Genomic DNA, 16,084 nt, shown 5'->3' with positions numbered 1-16,084 from the left:
GTGCATATTCAAAGAGCGCGATAAGGGAGAAATGATGAAGCAAGTTTTTGCACAAATATTTAAACAGAAGTTTAGAATAATATTGGGTTTTCTGATGATGTGGGCGGCGCTTGCGCATGCAGAAGTTCGGATTGAAATTACTCAAGGTGTTGATTCTGCTCGTCCTATTGGAATTGTTCCTTTTAAATGGTCTGGCGCAGGAGAAGCGCCTGAAAATATAAGTTCAATTATTGCTGCGGACTTAAGAAACAGCGGTAAATTCAATCCAATTGATCCAAATCGGATGCCACAACAACCTACGGCGGCTTCAGAAGTGACATCGGGTGCGTGGTCTGCACTTGGAATCGACTCGGTGGTTATCGGTCATATTCAGCCTAGTGCGGATGGTAAATTTCTTGTTTCTTATCAGCTTGTTGATGTTGCGGGAGCCCCCGGGACTGTACTGGAACAAAATCAGTTCACCATCGAGCAAAAATGGTTGCGCTTTGCCGCACATACCATCAGTGATCAGGTTTTCGAAAAACTGACTGGGATTAAAGGCGCATTTTGTACCCGTATTGCTTATGTTGTCGTGAAAAACAATCAGGAGAGTAAATCTCCATATGAACTGTATGTATCCGATTATGATGGCTATAACCAAACCCGGGTACATAGCTCACCTGAACCACTGATGTCACCAGCATGGTCGCCAGATGCTTCTAAACTTGCCTACGTGACATTTGAGGGTGGTCGTTCTTCGTTGATTATTCAAACGCTGACGACAGGTGAGGTGCGTCATGTTGCTTCGTTTCCGCGTCATAACGGAGCACCTGCGTTTTCTCCCGATGGGACTAAACTTGCGTTTGCACTATCTAAAACAGGTAGTTTGAATCTTTACGTGATGGATTTAGCTTCCGGTCAAATCCATCAGGTTACTGATGGCCGCAGTAATAATACTGAGCCAAGCTGGATGCCGGATAGCCAGACATTGGTCTATACCTCCGATCAGGGTGGTCGTCCGCAATTGTACAAAATCGATATTAATGGCGGTGCTCCACAACGCTTAACTTGGGAAGGATCACAGAACCAAGATGCAGATGTTAGCCCTGACGGTAGTTTTATCGTGATGGTGAGCTCGGCAAATGGCAAGCAGCACATCGCTAAACAGGATCTGGCAACGGGATCTGTCCAAATTTTGACGGATACGTTTCTGGATGAAACGCCGAGTATCGCACCTAATGGCACTATGGTGATTTATAGCTCCACTCAAGGGTGGGGAACTGTATTGCAGCTAGTTTCGACTGATGGGCGTTTCAAAGCGCGTCTTCCGGCTACCAATGGGCAGGTAAAATCCCCTGCCTGGTCGCCGTATCTGTGATGCATAATAATACGTATGGCAAACTATAAAAGGATCAAAGAGATGCAACTGAACAAAGTGCTAAAAGGGCTGATGTTAGCTTTACCAATCATGGCGGTAGCCGCGTGTAGTTCTAACAAAGGTGGTAATAATGATCAGTCTGGCGTAAGCACTGTTGATAATTCGTCTAAATCAACAGGTCTGTCTGCTGAAGAATTAGCACGTCAGCAGATGCAAGAGCTACAGAACAACAATATCGTATACTTTGGTTTCGATAAGTATGATATTAACAGCGAGTTTGCTCAGATGCTGGATGCACACGCTGCATTCCTGCGTGCTAATCCATCGGTTAAAGTGACTATCGAAGGCCACGCAGATGAGCGTGGTACGCCAGAGTACAACATCGCTCTGGGTGAGCGTCGTGCAAACGCAGTGAAAATGTACCTGCAAGGTAAAGGCGTTTCTGCGGATCAGCTCGCTATCGTGTCTTACGGTAAAGAAAAACCGGCTGTACTTGGCCATGACGAAGCAGCGTACGCGAAAAATCGTCGTGCTGTAGTCGTATACTAAGAGTAATGCATGAACAGTAACTTCAGACGTTATGTGTTGGGTCTGTCGTTATTGGTTGGCGTAGCGGCTCCTTGGGCCGCTACTGCCCGAGCGCCAATCAGTAATGTCGGCTCAGGCTCCACCGATGAGCGCCTCTCCCAATTAGAGCGTGTTTCTGACGCTCACAGTCAATTGTTAACTCAACTCCAGCAACAACTTTCTGATTCTCAACGTGATATCGATATGCTCCGTGGTCAAATTCAGGAGAACCAGTATCAATTAAATCAGATTATTGAACGCCAAAAAGATCTTTATTTGCAGCTAGATAAAATCACTAACCCATCGAGTGCAGAAAGCTCAGGTTCAGACACTCAGAATGCAGCAGCTTTGGCTCAAGCTCAGCCATCTGCCGCCCCTCAGAGTACGGGAAGCGAAAAGGGTGATTACGATGCTGCCGTTTCTTTGGCTATCAATACCAAAGAATATGATAAAGCGATTACGGCATTTCAAAATTTTGTCAAAACGCACCCTAAGTCTAAGTATTTATCAAATGCTAATTATTGGTTAGGGCAGTTGAACTACAATAAAGGCAAGAAAGACGAGGCAGCTTATTATTTCGCCACTGTTGTAAAAGATTATCCCAAATCGCAAAAAAGCAGTGATTCCCTGTATAAAGTCGGTGTAATCATGCAGGAAAAAGGCCAAAAGAGTAAAGCGAAAGCGGTTTATCAGCAGGTAGTTAAGCAATACCCTGGTACTAATGCGGCAAAAATGGCTGAGAAAAAGCTTTCCGGGATGTAATTATTATCCCCGAAAGGTCAGATATCGGTCTTTTGGGGAATTAATAGGCATTCAGACGGTTTTTTTAAAATAAACGTTGCACTGTGCCGAGAAATCAGTAATATAAGCCGCCGTTGGCAGGGAGAACTGCCAAACAGATTCAGATGGGTCGTTAGCTCAGTCGGTAGAGCAGTTGACTTTTAATCAATTGGTCGCAGGTTCGAATCCTGCACGACCCACCATCAAAATCTTCAAAATTAGACATACCTCAGATGGGTCGTTAGCTCAGTCGGTAGAGCAGTTGACTTTTAATCAATTGGTCGCAGGTTCGAATCCTGCACGACCCACCAGCTTTCAATACCGGGACGTTCGATAACGTCCGGGGGAAGTAAGAAAACCGTATCACTGTTAAAAGGATACGGTTTTTTTTCGTCTGTCGGAACAAAACTTTAAAGCATGGTGTACTATGACCGTTCTTTGGCGTATAGCTGTAGGGCACACAGCGTTCTACGTCAATTGCCATATCAGACATTCAAGACCGGCGTAAAAAAGCAATGTCCGGCCCAACAGCTTGCCGTGGTGTGTTTGTATATACGAAAAACTTCTCCCATAAGGAAATAGCGTTAGTACAAATATTCGTTTCTCGTTTATTCATTATCGGTTACCTCCCACGGGGCTAAAGGAATGAAGCTATCAGACAAGGCATCTATTACAACTCTAACCTTTGATGACAATAATTTGTTTTTTGGCCAAATAGCATGAATTGGAAAACCCTGCGTTTTTATATCAGGCAATAACTTAATTAATTGACCTGATTGCAATTGGTTGTAAACCAACCAGTCAGCTAGCATAGCTATCCCATATCCATTTAAAGCAGCATCTAAGATCGCCTCACTGTTGTTTAAACTAATAACTCCGGGAACTTTAATATTGTGTTTTTTATTATTTTTATCAAAGAATTTCCAAGGAAGGTTTTGATTATTATTCCCAAAATTAATACATAGATGATTATGCAGGTCATCTATAATATTAGGAGATCCATATTTTTTTAAGTAGGAAGGGCTTGCACAAACAACAGCCTTTTGTATCCCTAATGATTTTGCTACGAGTGTTGCACTTTCGTCTAGTGCTCCAATTCTTATTGCCAAATCAATGCCATCATCAATAAGGTCAACACGGCGATCATTTAAACTAATATCTAATTCTAATGTTGGATAGTCATTCATCACCTTGAAAAGTATTGGTAAAACCCAACGCTTTCCGAATACCACGGGTAAATCAACACGTAGCCTACCCGATGGTGTTATTTTACGAGTGGATATCTCCGCCTGCATATCTTGAATGTCGGACAATATCCGTGAACATCCTTGACTATATGCTTTACCTTCATCAGTTAAACTTAAACGCCTAGTCGTTCGGTTAAACAAACGCACACCTAAACTATTTTCTAATCGGGCGATGCTTTTCGCAACCCCCGATTTCGACATACCTAACCGTTCCGCGGCCAGGGTAAAGCTTCCAGCCTCAGTGACATACAAGAAAACGATTATGTAACGGAAAGGATCATTTGGTGCCATCGTCCCCTCTCTTATTGACGAATTTAAATCAACTATATTATGAAAAAAACACTATATATACAAACAAAATTCTACTATAAGATGGAGCTTAAACATATCAAATCAGGGAATAACTGATGAGAGATAACATGATGAATTTGAATGACCAACCTGGTGTTGTTCTGCAAAGAAAACTTTTATTCTTTTTGGCGTTAAGTGCTGGTCTCGGTGTAGCAAATGTTTACTATCTCCAACCCGCATTACAACTTATCCAAGTTGAATTTGGTGCACCATCTGAACAAATCGGCTTAATACCTACTTTAACTCAAATTGGTTATGCAGCTGGAATGTTATTCCTTGCTCCTCTCGGGGATATTCTGCCTAGACGAAATATGATATTTATAAAGTCCTTATTACTTGCATTCACTTTAGTATTAGCTGGATATTCAAATAATTTGTATATGCTTTGCTTTATTGGTATTGCTATAGGTTTATTAAGCAGTGTTGGACAAGACTTTGTACCTATAGCGGCTCAATTATCGCCAGAAACCACGAGAGGTCATATAGTCGGTATCGTCACCACCGGTATACTTACCGGAATTCTGTTATCAAGAACATTGAGTGGGGTAATTTCGGATGCTTTGGGATGGAGAGCTATGCAACTGATAGCGGCCGCTTTTATGTTAATGGTCGCAATAATAGCACGCAATAGCCTTCCATATTTACCGCCAGTTAATAAGAGTACTCAATATAGTTTCTTGATGAAAAGCTTATGGAGCCTGCTATGTAAGCATCGTTCCTTGAAGTTAGCCATAATAACTCAGGCACTTCTCGCATCTACACTCGGTGCATTTTGGTCTACTTTAGCAATGGTCATTGCAGCCCCGCCTTATAATGAAACGGCTACTATCGCGGGAACATTTGGTATTGCAGGGGCGGCGGGAGCTATCGGCGCAACAGTTTTTGGAAAATTTGCAGATGCTAAGGGGCCAATATTAGCAATACGTACTGGGTGTATCTTGGTAGCACTGTCTTTTCTTGGCATGTGGATATTATCTGGTTCGTTAATCATCTTAGCTATAGGAGCGATGGTCTTTGATTTAGGTGTTATGGCTGCACTTGTATCTCATCAGTACATGATAAATAGTATTGATCCGCAGGCTAGAAGTCGTCTTAACGGCCTTCTTATGGCCGGGGCTATGTGTGGTATGGCTGTCGGGGCAGCAGCAGGAAGTTTTGCTTGGGCTCATTTTGAGTGGGTCGGAATTTGTATGTTTTGCATTATATCGAGTGTACTCGGTTTAGTATTTTCACTCTTTCATCATAATCATGGAGCATATCGACATGTCTAATTTTTATATTGAAGAACATTTACTTCGTCCTCCTTATATTCCGTCTTATGCAGGCTCGGAAAAACCACTAACAGTATTATTTTCTTTTCTTTCCCGTTCAGACAATACGCCACTGTCGGAAAGGAGTCGTGGAGAAGGACATACATTAGATAATAATGGAAATATTATTGATGACCCTTCAATAAATCCTCAAGAGAATACTTTAGAGGGAAATCCAAATTTAAATTTCGAACATTGGGGGGAATACTGGAGAAAAGTACACGGAATTCGATTCATTCATCCGGAAAGCGATGATGACGCCAAAATTTTAGATAAACTTGTCCGATATGATCAATTACATCGCTTTCCAGCTGGACCTACACAGACAGATACACCACCATACCATGCCTCAGCAGATCAATATGGTAAGCTGTGGCCAACTGTTGTAGGTCATATTGAACCCTACCAACGTCCATCATGGGATGGTGTAGCCTATTTAAATTTTAAAGATGCGTCTGATATATCATTAGTACTGGGAAATGAAAGAGTTATTAATAAAATTCTCCCAGAAGATAAAGCTATCTTCCGTGATATTGCACCATTATTAGCAATACAATATATCATCATACCTGCTGCCTCGGGAAATGAACCTATAACTCTTGTTAAGATTCATAAACGAAAAAAAGGGACGAGTAGATCTGATTTTCAGACATGGTGGCTCGGATCATTTTCAGAAGAAGTTAAAAAAGTAAATGAATCAAATAAACTTATAAAGCGTTATGTTCAATTACATAACATAGGTCCGACGGAAGAAGGTAAACCTTTTTATCATAAATACACATCATCTATTGATGGTGTTTCTTTATTTAGTTTTGATAGTATAAATGATCTGGAAGACTATTTAAGGAGTAGAGAAAATCGAGATTTAGAAAAAATAGAAAAGTCAGAAGGGGAGACAACGGAATATTGGACTGCTATTGGTATTGTCCTGGTAAATCATATAAATCCAGAGGAAGCATCTGCATAACTGGACTTAGCACTCTTTATTCTATAGTCAGAAAACTGCCGAAAGTATAGGCTATTTCAAATATTAAGAGTGATTGAACTTTACCGATAAATTCGTTATCTTGTTTAGCAAATTAAACAATGATGGAAAAAAAAGCTAATTAATCTTGTATTTCACATTTATTGTATCGATATGCTAAACATTAACGATGGTAAGGATAAGAAAGTATGGATTTTTTCAGTATCAATAATATATTAGTCAATATACCATTGGGAACAGGCTATAACTTTTCATATGTTGAAGCGACAGGCACGATATCCGGTTTGCTCTGTATCTGGTTTGCCAGCCAGGAAAAAAACATTAATTATCTATTTGGATTAATTAATGTCTCACTATTCGCCGTCATCTTCTTTCAAATTCAACTCTACGCCAGCCTTATTTTGCAATTCTTTTTCTTCGTCGCCAATATCTATGGTTGGTATGCATGGAGCCGGGTGAATGAGCAAAAACAGATAGCGCTTAAAATTCGTTGGCTTAATCCTAAACAGATGGTGATTGTTGCTGCGATTTCCATTTTGGCTATATTGATCATGACATTTAATATCGATCAACTGTTTGGTTATATGGCAAAAGCAGTGGTATTACTTCTACAGGGAATCGGTTTGCATATCACCATGCCGGAACTAAAGCCAGATGCTTTCCCATTCTGGGATTCGGTTATGACAGTATTATCCATCGTAGCCATGATCCTGATGACACGTAAGCATGTAGAAAACTGGCTGATTTGGGTCATCATCGATGTTATTAGCGTAGTGATTTATTATCAACAAGGTGTCCTGGCGATGTCGCTGCAATATATTATTCTGACAGGTATTGCGCTAAATGGGGCTCGTTTATGGATTAAGGCCGCTAAACATCACGAAGAAGAACAAGCAAAGTCCAATGTAAATTAACATGGATCATCGGCCATCGGTAATTCACTTATCTATGGCCTGCTATTGGGTATTTTTACGGTAAAGTCTTTTCTCCTTATTCATCCATTTATTTGAATTAACATCATTTTTAACTTAAATCACGTTTTTTAGAACAAAAAGTCGCTGACTTTTACCCATAAAGATTATTTACAGTACAACGCCTAACCGTTAGATTGAGATCACAAAATCATTTTAACTGACTGTAAAAACATTAGGTGAAAGGACAATGAATTACCAAAATGACGATATAAGAATACGAAAAATAGCAGAATTACTGCCACCAGTTGCACTACTCGAAAAATTTCCTGCGACAGAAAAGAGTATTGTGACTGTTCGTCAGGCTCGTGAATCTATTCACAACATTTTAATTGGTGAAGATGATCGTCTTTTGGTAGTGATTGGCCCATGTTCAATTCATGATCCACAAGCCGCCTTAGAGTATGCGAGCCGCTTGAATACATTACGTGAAGAATTGAAAGCGGATTTGGAAATCGTCATGCGGGTTTATTTTGAAAAACCGCGTACAACCATTGGTTGGAAAGGAATGATTAACGATCCAAACATGGATTGTAGCTTTGATATCAACCAAGGATTACGGACTGCCCGTAACCTGCTATTGGATATCAATAATATGGGGTTGCCGGCAGCAGGCGAGTTCCTGGATATGATTACCCCCCAATATTTGGCTGATCTGATGAGTTGGGGGGCGATAGGGGCACGTACAACAGAATCTCAGGTTCATCGTGAATTGGCATCAGGGCTGTCTTGTCCGGTTGGTTTCAAAAATGGGACGGACGGAACCATTAAAGTTGCTATTGATGCCATCAATTCAGCCAGTTCATCACACTGTTTCTTGTCCGTCACGAAGTGGGGTCATTCAGCGATTGTTAATACAACAGGTAACCGTGATTGCCACATCATTCTGCGTGGTGGCAGAGAGCCGAATTACAGCGCCAGGCATGTCAGTGAAGTTAAAGAAGGGTTGGTAAAAGCGGGCTTAGCCCCCCGCGTGATGATTGATTTTAGTCATGCCAATAGTGCGAAGCAGTTCAAAAGACAAATGGACGTTGGTACGGATGTCTGTGGTCAGATTGCAGGCGGCGAAAAAGCGATTATGGGCGTGATGGTTGAAAGCCATTTAGTCGAAGGGAATCAAAATCTGGAAAGTGATGCACCTTTGGTTTACGGTCAGAGTGTGACAGACGCCTGTATTGGTTGGGAAGATACAGAAATATTATTGCGTCAGTTATCGCAGGCCGTTAAGCACCGCAGAAGCTAACTTATCGCAACCGTATGATAAAAAGCCGGAAATGAATGAAGTGACCCCCAATAGTTGGACAACTAATTACTGGGGGTTTTTTATGTCTAAATATAGTCGTGAACTAAAAATCATTATTGCTAAACGATGTCTGGCAGGTAACACATCGGATAAGCTATCAGCGGAATATTCAATCTCTTCTCGACAAATTCGATACTGGGCTCAAGTTGTTGCCATTCATGGCGATAACGCCTTTTTGCCAACGTCTCACTCTCTTTGTACTGTCACAAAACTCCAAGCTTTAAAATTAATGTGGACACATGATTGGTCCCTCACTCACACTAGTGCAGTTCTCAATTTAACGACTCCAGGTACCTTATCAGTCTGGCTTGATAAGTATAATGAAACCGGTATCAAAGGACTCGAAAGTCCTCAGCGAGGAAGACCCCCAATGAAATCCCGACCTAAAACCCCGCCGAAATCTGATGACGAAATGACAGTTGAGGAACTTAAAGAAGAATTAGCTTATTTGCGGGCAGAAAATGCGGTCCTAAAAAAGTTAGCAGAGCTGGAACAGAAGAAACGCCCACGAGCAAAGAAAAAGCGTTAATTGTTTTAGCTCTTAAAAAGAAATATCCATTAAAGCACTTACTTTGTGCCATTAATCTTGCAAGAAGCGTGTTTTACTATCAATGCCAGGCGCTTAAAAAAACGCGTGCTTATGAACAAGAAATAGAGATGATTAAAACTATCTATCATGAGCATAAAGGTCGTTATGGTTATCGCCGCATTCATTTAGCATTGAGAAAAAATGGCTTTAAAATCAATCATAAAACAGTACAACGATTAATGGGGCAATTAAACCTAAAATCCACGGTAAGGCCGAAGAAATATCGTTCTTATCGTGGGGAAGTTGGAAAAACAGCACCGAATTGGTTGGCAAGAGATTTTCGCGCGACAAAACCTAATGAGAAATGGGTAACGGATGTGACGGAATTTAAAGTGAATGAACAAAAAGTCTATCTATCACCTATTATTGACTTATTTAATCAAGAGGTTATCGCTTACAACGTGGCGAAAAAGGCGAGTCTGCCTTTAGTGACAGAGATGCTAAAAGAGGCATTAGATGGGCTAGATGCTCACGCTAAGCCACTCATTCACAGTGATCAAGGTTGGCAATATCGGCATAAGGCTTATCAAAAGCAACTTGCTGATAAAGATATTAAACAAAGTATGTCGAGGAAAGGGAACTGTTTGGATAATGCGATGGCAGAAAACTTTTTTGCCTTACTCAAAACAGAAATGTATCACCAGCAGCACTTTAAAAGTGCGGATGAACTGATTGAAAAAATAGAAGAATACATTGAATATTACAATACAAAACGGATCAAGGTGAAATTAAAAGGCCTAACTCCGATAGCATATCGAAATCAGGCCTTACACGCCGTTTAACTAAAATGTCCAACTTTCTGGGGTCAGTTCAGAATCCGGCTTTTTATTTAACCCGTTTTTGCGAGATTACTTCGCTTTGCCTTGATTGGCAACCGCCGCCGCTTTTGCGGCGATTTCATCTGCGTTACCGAGATAGTAGTGTTTGATTGGTTTCATGTTTTCATCAAACTCATAAACCAGTGGGACAGCCGTTGGAATATTCAGCTCAAGAATTGCTTCTTCGCTCATATTATCCAAATACTTCACCAATGCACGCAGGGAGTTACCATGAGCAGCGATAATCACTTTTTCGCCTTTTGCTACGCGAGGCTTGATAACGTCTTCCCAATACGGAATAACACGTTCAATCGTCGTCGCAAGGCTTTCAGTCACCGGCAGTTCTTCTGATGTCAGATTCGCGTAGCGAGGATCGTGGCCTGGGTAACGTTCGTCATCTTTGGTCAAATCAGGTGGTGTAATCGCAAAGCCACGACGCCACAATTTCACTTGGTCATCACCGTATTTTGCGGCGGTTTCTGCTTTATCCAGCCCTTGCAGCGCACCGTAGTGACGCTCATTCAATTTCCAGCTTTTTTCCACGGGCAGCCATTGCTGATCAACTTGATCCAGAATATTCCACAGAGTGTGGATGGCACGTTTTAAAACGGAAGTATAGGCGAAATCAAAAGTGAAACCTTCATCTTTCAGCAGTTGGCCTGCTTGTTGTGCTTCAGTGCGGCCTTTGTCAGACAATTCGACATCAGTCCAGCCAGTAAAACGGTTTTCTTTGTTCCACTCACTTTCTCCGTGCCTTACAAGAACCAGTTTAGTGACAGCCATAGCTTAAACTCCTATCAGTACTTTTTAATACAACATGAAAAGATCGCTGCGGGCATTATAGGGCGCGATGGACCAAAACGGCAAACAATAGTCTCGTCTCTGCTGTTTTAACCATTGTCCCGATAAATCTATGGTGTATTAAGTGGAGCGTTATTATGGAAGTGCTACTGAAAGTAGCCACAAGCATCATCAGATTCACTTTTTTTTATCATTAATCTAACTATTTAATACCCGAATTAAATAAATAACGATATTCAGTGCAATGATTAACATAAAAATGCCAACAAACACATCGAATAAAATCCAGGTTTTCCGGCTATTAAAAATCTTTTTCAGGTATATTGAAAAATACCCCAAAGAAAAGAACCACGTTAAGGACGCAAGTAAGGCGCCACAGATAAAGTAAACTTTCTCTGAAAAGAGCAATGAGGAAGCATAACCCCCCACCACAATAACCGTATCAAGGTATACGTGTGGATTTAATAGTGTCACTGCTAACGTTGACAATATTGATTTATATATCGGTTCCGCTTTTCCACTATAGCTAAAATCAATCCCTTCTTTGTTAGCGTGATTTAGCGCATTCTTAAATGAGTTAGCGGCGTAATAAAGCAAAAATAAAATGGAAAGAACGCAGACGGTAACGTTTAACCCGTGACTGATATCTGACAGTGAGCCAACTAGAAAAACACCAGAAAACATCAAAATAAAATCACAAAAAAAACAGGTGAGGGAGACAAAAAAAACATTCCTCCCTGACAAACCGCTTTTTATAACATGAACATTTTGAGCACCGATGGCCATAATCATACTGCCAGCAAGCAAAATTCCGTATATAAAGGAAATCATATAGAAAAATCTTCCTTACTCTCGCGAGATTCATGGAAAAACCATTTTCAAACATCTCAAAATACCGTATCCGTGGGTAACGAGTCCGATCGGGATATCAAGCTAACCACATCAGACGCATAGATTACGCTATCGACAGATTTTGTTAAGGAAAATTTAACATGTTCTAGTGTGATCTGAATTGCAGCCCAATAATAGAGGGCAACAATTCAGATCGAGTGGGGATTCAGTTTAGTGTATGGCAACTAATTTTATGGGATAGGTGAAAAACAGCAGATGCATCAGATTGAGTGAAAAATGGAAAGCAACAGCTACCCATACACGGCCACTCCACATCCAGGCCAAACCATAAATTAATCCTGCCAGCGTCGCGAAAATCATCAGTAGCCACCCACCCAGAAAATGGGCACATCCTGAGATCAGCGAAGTCACGATGAGGGCTAAATAAGGGTTCATCCACTGACTTAACTTTTGTTGGATATAGCCACGGAATAGCACTTCTTCAGCTAATGAGACAAAGAGAAGATTCGCCACGATAAAAGCAGGAAACCAACTCGGTAAATGGAGTTCAACGGATAATCCGCCCAATACTGTAGCAAGCCATAATAGTGCTGGAACGGCAGCAATCAATAATGCCCACCCATGAGGTGGTGCCTCAATTTGCGGTTTGCGGCTAAACAAGGTTGGCATACAGAATATCAGGATGAATGGCAGCAGTGCTTTATCAAAGTTGAAATACATTGTATAAGGTGCGCTGAGCGGACCTGTCTGTACTTTATCCAGATACTTCAGGTTATGAAATCCCGGAAGATAATGTATAAACAGAAAAATGCAGCTTGTGAACAATAATAATTCAATGATGATTCTGAGGCTGACCTGGTTTTGGTTTTTTTGGCAGTAACTGTATGTCGCGCCTAATAGCGTTATCACAGTCAGTGTGATTATCGCTGGGTAGGTCAGTATATTTGTGTTGATTCCAGCAATAATCGCCAAGAATACGATGAAAAAAGCAATTTTTTGGCGACTCTCTAAAAGAGCCAATGAAGCAGCAAGTAATGCCCAGGCCATATCATTCCTTAATATCTAAAAAACTAATTGAACAATCTAAAAAATGGGCGGGGATTTTATAATAATGGTTTAAAAATGCCAAAAAAATCCTAAAAAAACCGCAAAAAATATTGCCTGAGGTGAGAGGTAGCCGTTGGGTAGTGTGATAGCATAAGATCCCCCTCCGTTAAGCGGGGGATTACAGCAACATACTGAATTATAACAAAGAATTATATCGATTCTGGCGACGTGATCTCGGTTTCATACCGATAAATATCACGATCAGGAATAAATCGTAAACGATGAGTAATGCATTGTGGTGCGTCTTCTTGATGATGAGAAACAAACAGAAGTTGCGTATCACCATGAGCAATCATGATGTCAATGAAGCGCAGGACTAACTGGCGATTGAGCGGATCAAGCCCTTGTAAAGGTTCATCCAGAATCAATAAGGCGGGATGTTTCACTAAGGCGCGGGCAATCAGAACAAGTCGCTGTTGTCCCCATGACAAATCATGAAAGGGGCCAGTTGCGGTTGATTCGGATAACCCCAATAGGCTCAGCCATTCATCAGCTAACTGCTGCTGCCGATCTGAAACAGCCTGATAAAGCCCTATTGAATCGAAGAAACCCGAAAGAATGACATTTTTAACGCTGGTGCTGACGCGATACTCGAGATGAATACGGTGACTGACATAACCTATGTGGCGCTTGATGTCCCAGATCGTTTCCCCACTGCCCCGTTGACGCCCAAACAATATTAATTCATTGCAGTAGCCTTGGGGATGATCGCCTGTGATCAAACTGAGCAGTGTTGATTTGCCAGCGCCATTTTCACCAATAATTTGCCAGTGTTCATGAGGATTCACTTGCCAGTTCAAGCCATGCAAAATGGGTTTGTCATTGTATTGAATAATCACATTGCGCATCGAAACTAATGGTTGATCAGCCGGAAGTTGCTCATCTGCCTGATATTCATCGGTTTCAGGCAGGCGAATATTTTTCAGCGCTTCACTGTGGGCTAGTTGCGCGACAAGGGATTCTGCCAAAATTGATGCTTTTTTCCCGGCCAACGTCAGGCTGCAATCGGCCAAAACGCCGACCTGCTCAACAAAATCAGGAATTTCGTGGAATCGGGTTAAAACCAGCACTAAAGTGATGTCTTTTGCTGCGAGAGCGCTCAATAACAGGGTCAGTTGATGCCGGGCATAAGTATCTAACCCATCAAAAGGTTCATCAAGAATAAGCAAATCAGGGTCTGCCATTAATGCCTGACATAACAGCACCTTGCGAATTTCCCCGGTTGAGAGATACTTGAATCGCCGTGAAAGCAAATCCTTAATACCAAAATACTCGCTTAATTCAAGGCACAATTCATTGTCTTTATGGTGCCATTGAATGATCTCTGCGGCTGTGCTGCCTGTATCCTCCTCTCCTTCACTGAGTAGATCGGTATTGTTGCGTTGCCATTCTTCATCAATCAGTTTTTGCAATTGTTCGAAAGACAGATGCATGGGGGTATGAAACGAGCAATGACGTTTACCCGTCAGTTGAGTGAGTTTATCCGACAAGGCGCAGGCTAACGAAGATTTTCCACTGCCATTTGCCCCAACAAAGGCCCAGCTTTCCCCGGAAATAATGTTCAGTGACGGTAACCATAGGGTACGGGTGTCACTTAAACGGAAACGACCTTGCGTTATTTGCAATTCAGACATTTTTCTTCCTTTTTTTAAGCAACATCAACGAAAAGATCACCAGAAATAAGCGGAATAATGTGCAATGTCAATGTGTCTCTGTTTGTCATTCATTGAGGATTAAACATATTTGAAAGCATCGCACTATCCCCCTGACAGTGAGGTTGACAGGGGCGCGAAATTTAACACAGAGTGGCAATAATCACTTTATCGGCATTGAAAAGGGCGGTGACCGGATCGTGAAGCTGGAGCTGCAACCGCGTGAATGCCTGATGGGAGAGTGTGACGCAAAGCGATTCACCGCCATCAAGGGTCAAAATAATTTCACTGTATTCTGTTCCTGTTTCCATGTGGTGAACATGGCCGGATAGCGCATTATCGAATGCAGCCGGAAAAATTGGCTCTTTAGTTAAGGTTATCCACGGCGCTTTAATCAACACCAGAACTTCTTTGCCTTTTTCTAAATTCAGTCGATTGGCACTTTGCTCCGTCAAGGCCGCACAGAGTGATGTTTTACCATCTGCCAGTAGAATACGGATCTGCTGTTGAATATCTTCGTGGTGACGTTCAGTGATCGTACCAAAAAATTGATTGCGGGCACTGGTTTGTAACGAGACGCGGGATATTGCCGCGAGCAGGCTGTTTAAGGGCAGAGAGTCATCTTTCAGAGCATCAAACACTTTTTGCTGAATTTTTTCTAGCAAATCATAAAGCTGCAGAAGGCGCTCGCCATACGGTGTGAGTCTGGCTCCCCCGCCTCCTTTCCCGCCGGTAGCGCGTTTCACCAATAGCTCATCTGCGAGCTGATTCATGTCATTGATGGCATCCCAGGCACTTTTGTAGCTGATCCTTGCCTGTTTTGCCCCCTGACTGATAGAACCCGTGATGTTAATCTGCTTGAGTAACTCAATTCGCCGGGGATCAGCGAACAAGCGTTGTTGTAATTTTAATGTTAATACTATTTGGGCTTGCATAGTGGCTCATTTCAGGCAAATATTTGTGCGATTCTTACAACAGAGTTCTAAGAATCGCACGTTTCGTCGGTTACTGTTACTTTTTTATTGACTAGAATAGCGGTATTAACGTTTGTGTTATGTCAGGTTCAGAGACGACACAGTGAATTGGTTCGTTACCCAAAGAGATGAGGTTAGCATGTTTGAATTGCTGAAAAGTATGGGATTTGCACTGATTATGGTTCCCGTCGCGATGGCGGCTATTTTGGCGTTGATTTATGGGCTTGGGGGCGTGTTTAACCGTATTTCCAAACATGAAACGAAGGGGAGTATCAAACCCTAGCACCATTTGGCGAGTCTCTTTTCCTCGCCAGAAAAAATCCCTTCAGCATCACGCCGCTTAGCAGCCATAAAATCAATCCACTTTGACATTAAATGAATATAAAAGCTAAAACTGGCTCACAACTTGCCGATTAATCT

16 protein-coding genes and 2 tRNA genes are annotated in these 16,084 nt (G+C 41.8%); 12 read left to right on the top strand and 6 right to left on the bottom strand.

Going from position 1 to position 16,084, the window contains the following annotated elements; genetic code table 11:
- The first annotated feature begins 34 nt into the window (after nucleotides 1-34).
- The 5 genes from tolB (at nucleotide 35) to XPG1_RS10520 (ending at nucleotide 3,015) form a co-directional block, all read left to right on the top strand.
- Nucleotides 35-1,357 (top strand): Tol-Pal system beta propeller repeat protein TolB, encoded by a 1,323-nt coding sequence (gene tolB / locus XPG1_RS10540; RefSeq protein WP_045959042.1) that lies wholly within the window; start codon nucleotides 35-37, stop codon nucleotides 1,355-1,357.
- A gap of 42 nt (nucleotides 1,358-1,399) precedes the next feature.
- Nucleotides 1,400-1,906, top strand: a complete 507-nt coding sequence (pal, locus tag XPG1_RS10535) for a peptidoglycan-associated lipoprotein Pal (protein ID WP_045959041.1) — start codon at nucleotides 1,400-1,402, stop codon at nucleotides 1,904-1,906.
- A 9-nt stretch (nucleotides 1,907-1,915) separates the two neighbouring features.
- Nucleotides 1,916-2,686, top strand: a complete 771-nt coding sequence (gene cpoB / locus XPG1_RS10530; RefSeq protein WP_045959040.1) for a cell division protein CpoB — start codon at nucleotides 1,916-1,918, stop codon at nucleotides 2,684-2,686.
- Nucleotides 2,687-2,831: 145 nt separating this feature from the next.
- Nucleotides 2,832-2,907 (top strand) — tRNA-Lys (locus XPG1_RS10525).
- 32 nt (nucleotides 2,908-2,939) lie between these two features.
- A tRNA-Lys gene (locus XPG1_RS10520) sits at nucleotides 2,940-3,015 on the top strand.
- A 297-nt stretch (nucleotides 3,016-3,312) separates the two neighbouring features.
- Here XPG1_RS10520 and XPG1_RS10515 read toward each other — a convergent pair.
- Entirely contained in the window at nucleotides 3,313-4,242 is a 930-nt protein-coding gene (locus tag XPG1_RS10515) for a LysR family transcriptional regulator (RefSeq protein WP_045959039.1), read from the bottom strand.
- 128 nt (nucleotides 4,243-4,370) lie between these two features.
- On the opposite strand from XPG1_RS10515, the gene XPG1_RS10510 reads away from it, so the two are divergent.
- From XPG1_RS10510 to XPG1_RS10485, 6 genes are all read left to right on the top strand, one after another.
- Nucleotides 4,371-5,573: an MFS transporter gene (locus tag XPG1_RS10510; RefSeq protein ID WP_071825406.1), complete on the top strand. Its 1,203-nt coding sequence runs from the start codon at nucleotides 4,371-4,373 to the stop codon at nucleotides 5,571-5,573.
- Entirely contained in the window at nucleotides 5,566-6,579 is a 1,014-nt protein-coding gene (locus XPG1_RS10505; RefSeq protein ID WP_045959037.1) for a hypothetical protein, read from the top strand. The genes XPG1_RS10510 and XPG1_RS10505 overlap by 8 nt, the downstream gene beginning before the upstream one ends.
- Nucleotides 6,580-6,785: 206 nt before the next feature.
- Nucleotides 6,786-7,511, top strand: a complete 726-nt coding sequence (pnuC, locus tag XPG1_RS10500) for a nicotinamide riboside transporter PnuC (protein WP_045959036.1) — start codon at nucleotides 6,786-6,788, stop codon at nucleotides 7,509-7,511.
- Nucleotides 7,512-7,758: 247 nt separating this feature from the next.
- Nucleotides 7,759-8,811: a 3-deoxy-7-phosphoheptulonate synthase AroG gene (aroG, locus tag XPG1_RS10495; RefSeq protein WP_045959035.1), complete on the top strand. Its 1,053-nt coding sequence runs from the start codon at nucleotides 7,759-7,761 to the stop codon at nucleotides 8,809-8,811.
- Between the two features lie 82 nt (nucleotides 8,812-8,893).
- The gene (locus XPG1_RS10490) at nucleotides 8,894-9,400 is read left to right on the top strand and encodes a helix-turn-helix domain-containing protein (RefSeq protein ID WP_045959034.1); all 507 of its coding nucleotides are present in this window, start codon (nucleotides 8,894-8,896) and stop codon (nucleotides 9,398-9,400) included.
- Entirely contained in the window at nucleotides 9,310-10,242 is a 933-nt protein-coding gene (locus XPG1_RS10485) for an IS3 family transposase (RefSeq protein ID WP_157879560.1), read from the top strand. The genes XPG1_RS10490 and XPG1_RS10485 overlap by 91 nt, the downstream gene beginning before the upstream one ends.
- Before the next feature lie 66 nt (nucleotides 10,243-10,308).
- On the opposite strand, the gene gpmA is transcribed toward XPG1_RS10485, so the two are convergent.
- The 5 genes from gpmA to modE form a co-directional block, all read right to left on the bottom strand.
- A complete protein-coding gene (gpmA, locus tag XPG1_RS10480; RefSeq protein ID WP_045959033.1) occupies nucleotides 10,309-11,061 on the bottom strand; it encodes a 2,3-diphosphoglycerate-dependent phosphoglycerate mutase in 753 nt (250 codons plus the stop codon).
- A gap of 216 nt (nucleotides 11,062-11,277) precedes the next feature.
- Nucleotides 11,278-11,910: a LysE/ArgO family amino acid transporter gene (locus XPG1_RS10475; protein ID WP_197541101.1), complete on the bottom strand. Its 633-nt coding sequence runs from the start codon at nucleotides 11,908-11,910 to the stop codon at nucleotides 11,278-11,280.
- Nucleotides 11,911-12,141: 231 nt separating this feature from the next.
- On the bottom strand, nucleotides 12,142-12,978 hold the full coding sequence (locus XPG1_RS10470) for a CPBP family intramembrane glutamic endopeptidase (RefSeq protein WP_045959032.1): 837 nt from the start codon (nucleotides 12,976-12,978) through the stop codon (nucleotides 12,142-12,144).
- 209 nt (nucleotides 12,979-13,187) lie between these two features.
- Nucleotides 13,188-14,672 (bottom strand): molybdate ABC transporter ATP-binding protein ModF, encoded by a 1,485-nt coding sequence (modF, locus tag XPG1_RS10465; RefSeq protein WP_045959031.1) that lies wholly within the window; start codon nucleotides 14,670-14,672, stop codon nucleotides 13,188-13,190.
- Between the two features lie 161 nt (nucleotides 14,673-14,833).
- The gene (gene modE / locus XPG1_RS10460; protein WP_045959030.1) at nucleotides 14,834-15,625 is read right to left on the bottom strand and encodes a molybdenum-dependent transcriptional regulator; all 792 of its coding nucleotides are present in this window, start codon (nucleotides 15,623-15,625) and stop codon (nucleotides 14,834-14,836) included.
- A gap of 178 nt (nucleotides 15,626-15,803) precedes the next feature.
- On the opposite strand from modE, the gene XPG1_RS17610 reads away from it, so the two are divergent.
- Nucleotides 15,804-15,947, top strand: coding sequence for an AcrZ family multidrug efflux pump-associated protein (locus tag XPG1_RS17610; protein WP_045959029.1), 144 nt, complete (start codon nucleotides 15,804-15,806; stop codon nucleotides 15,945-15,947).
- The last annotated feature ends 137 nt before the right edge of the window (nucleotides 15,948-16,084 follow it).

The organism is Xenorhabdus poinarii G6, from assembly GCF_000968175.1.
GTDB lineage: Bacteria > Pseudomonadota > Gammaproteobacteria > Enterobacterales > Enterobacteriaceae > Xenorhabdus > Xenorhabdus poinarii.
The sequence above is the reverse complement of the archived record's forward strand: the minus strand, read 5'-3'. Positions and strand labels throughout refer to the sequence as shown.

Excerpts from the sequence above, each read along its gene's own strand:
- tolB (WP_045959042.1), top strand. The coding sequence starts at position 35 with ATGAAGCAAGTTTTTGCACAAATATTTAAACAGAAGTTTAGAATAATA.
- pal (WP_045959041.1), top strand. The coding sequence starts at position 1,400 with ATGCAACTGAACAAAGTGCTAAAAGGGCTGATGTTAGCTTTACCAATC.
- cpoB (WP_045959040.1), top strand. The coding sequence starts at position 1,916 with ATGAACAGTAACTTCAGACGTTATGTGTTGGGTCTGTCGTTATTGGTT.
- XPG1_RS10515 (WP_045959039.1), bottom strand. The coding sequence starts at position 4,242 with ATGGCACCAAATGATCCTTTCCGTTACATAATCGTTTTCTTGTATGTC.
- XPG1_RS10510 (WP_071825406.1), top strand. The coding sequence starts at position 4,371 with ATGATGAATTTGAATGACCAACCTGGTGTTGTTCTGCAAAGAAAACTT.
- XPG1_RS10505 (WP_045959037.1), top strand. The coding sequence starts at position 5,566 with ATGTCTAATTTTTATATTGAAGAACATTTACTTCGTCCTCCTTATATT.
- pnuC (WP_045959036.1), top strand. The coding sequence starts at position 6,786 with ATGGATTTTTTCAGTATCAATAATATATTAGTCAATATACCATTGGGA.
- aroG (WP_045959035.1), top strand. The coding sequence starts at position 7,759 with ATGAATTACCAAAATGACGATATAAGAATACGAAAAATAGCAGAATTA.
- XPG1_RS10490 (WP_045959034.1), top strand. The coding sequence starts at position 8,894 with ATGTCTAAATATAGTCGTGAACTAAAAATCATTATTGCTAAACGATGT.
- gpmA (WP_045959033.1), bottom strand. The coding sequence starts at position 11,061 with ATGGCTGTCACTAAACTGGTTCTTGTAAGGCACGGAGAAAGTGAGTGG.
- XPG1_RS10475 (WP_197541101.1), bottom strand. The coding sequence starts at position 11,910 with ATGATTTCCTTTATATACGGAATTTTGCTTGCTGGCAGTATGATTATG.
- XPG1_RS10470 (WP_045959032.1), bottom strand. The coding sequence starts at position 12,978 with ATGGCCTGGGCATTACTTGCTGCTTCATTGGCTCTTTTAGAGAGTCGC.
- modF (WP_045959031.1), bottom strand. The coding sequence starts at position 14,672 with ATGTCTGAATTGCAAATAACGCAAGGTCGTTTCCGTTTAAGTGACACC.
- modE (WP_045959030.1), bottom strand. The coding sequence starts at position 15,625 with ATGCAAGCCCAAATAGTATTAACATTAAAATTACAACAACGCTTGTTC.
- XPG1_RS17610 (WP_045959029.1), top strand. The coding sequence starts at position 15,804 with ATGTTTGAATTGCTGAAAAGTATGGGATTTGCACTGATTATGGTTCCC.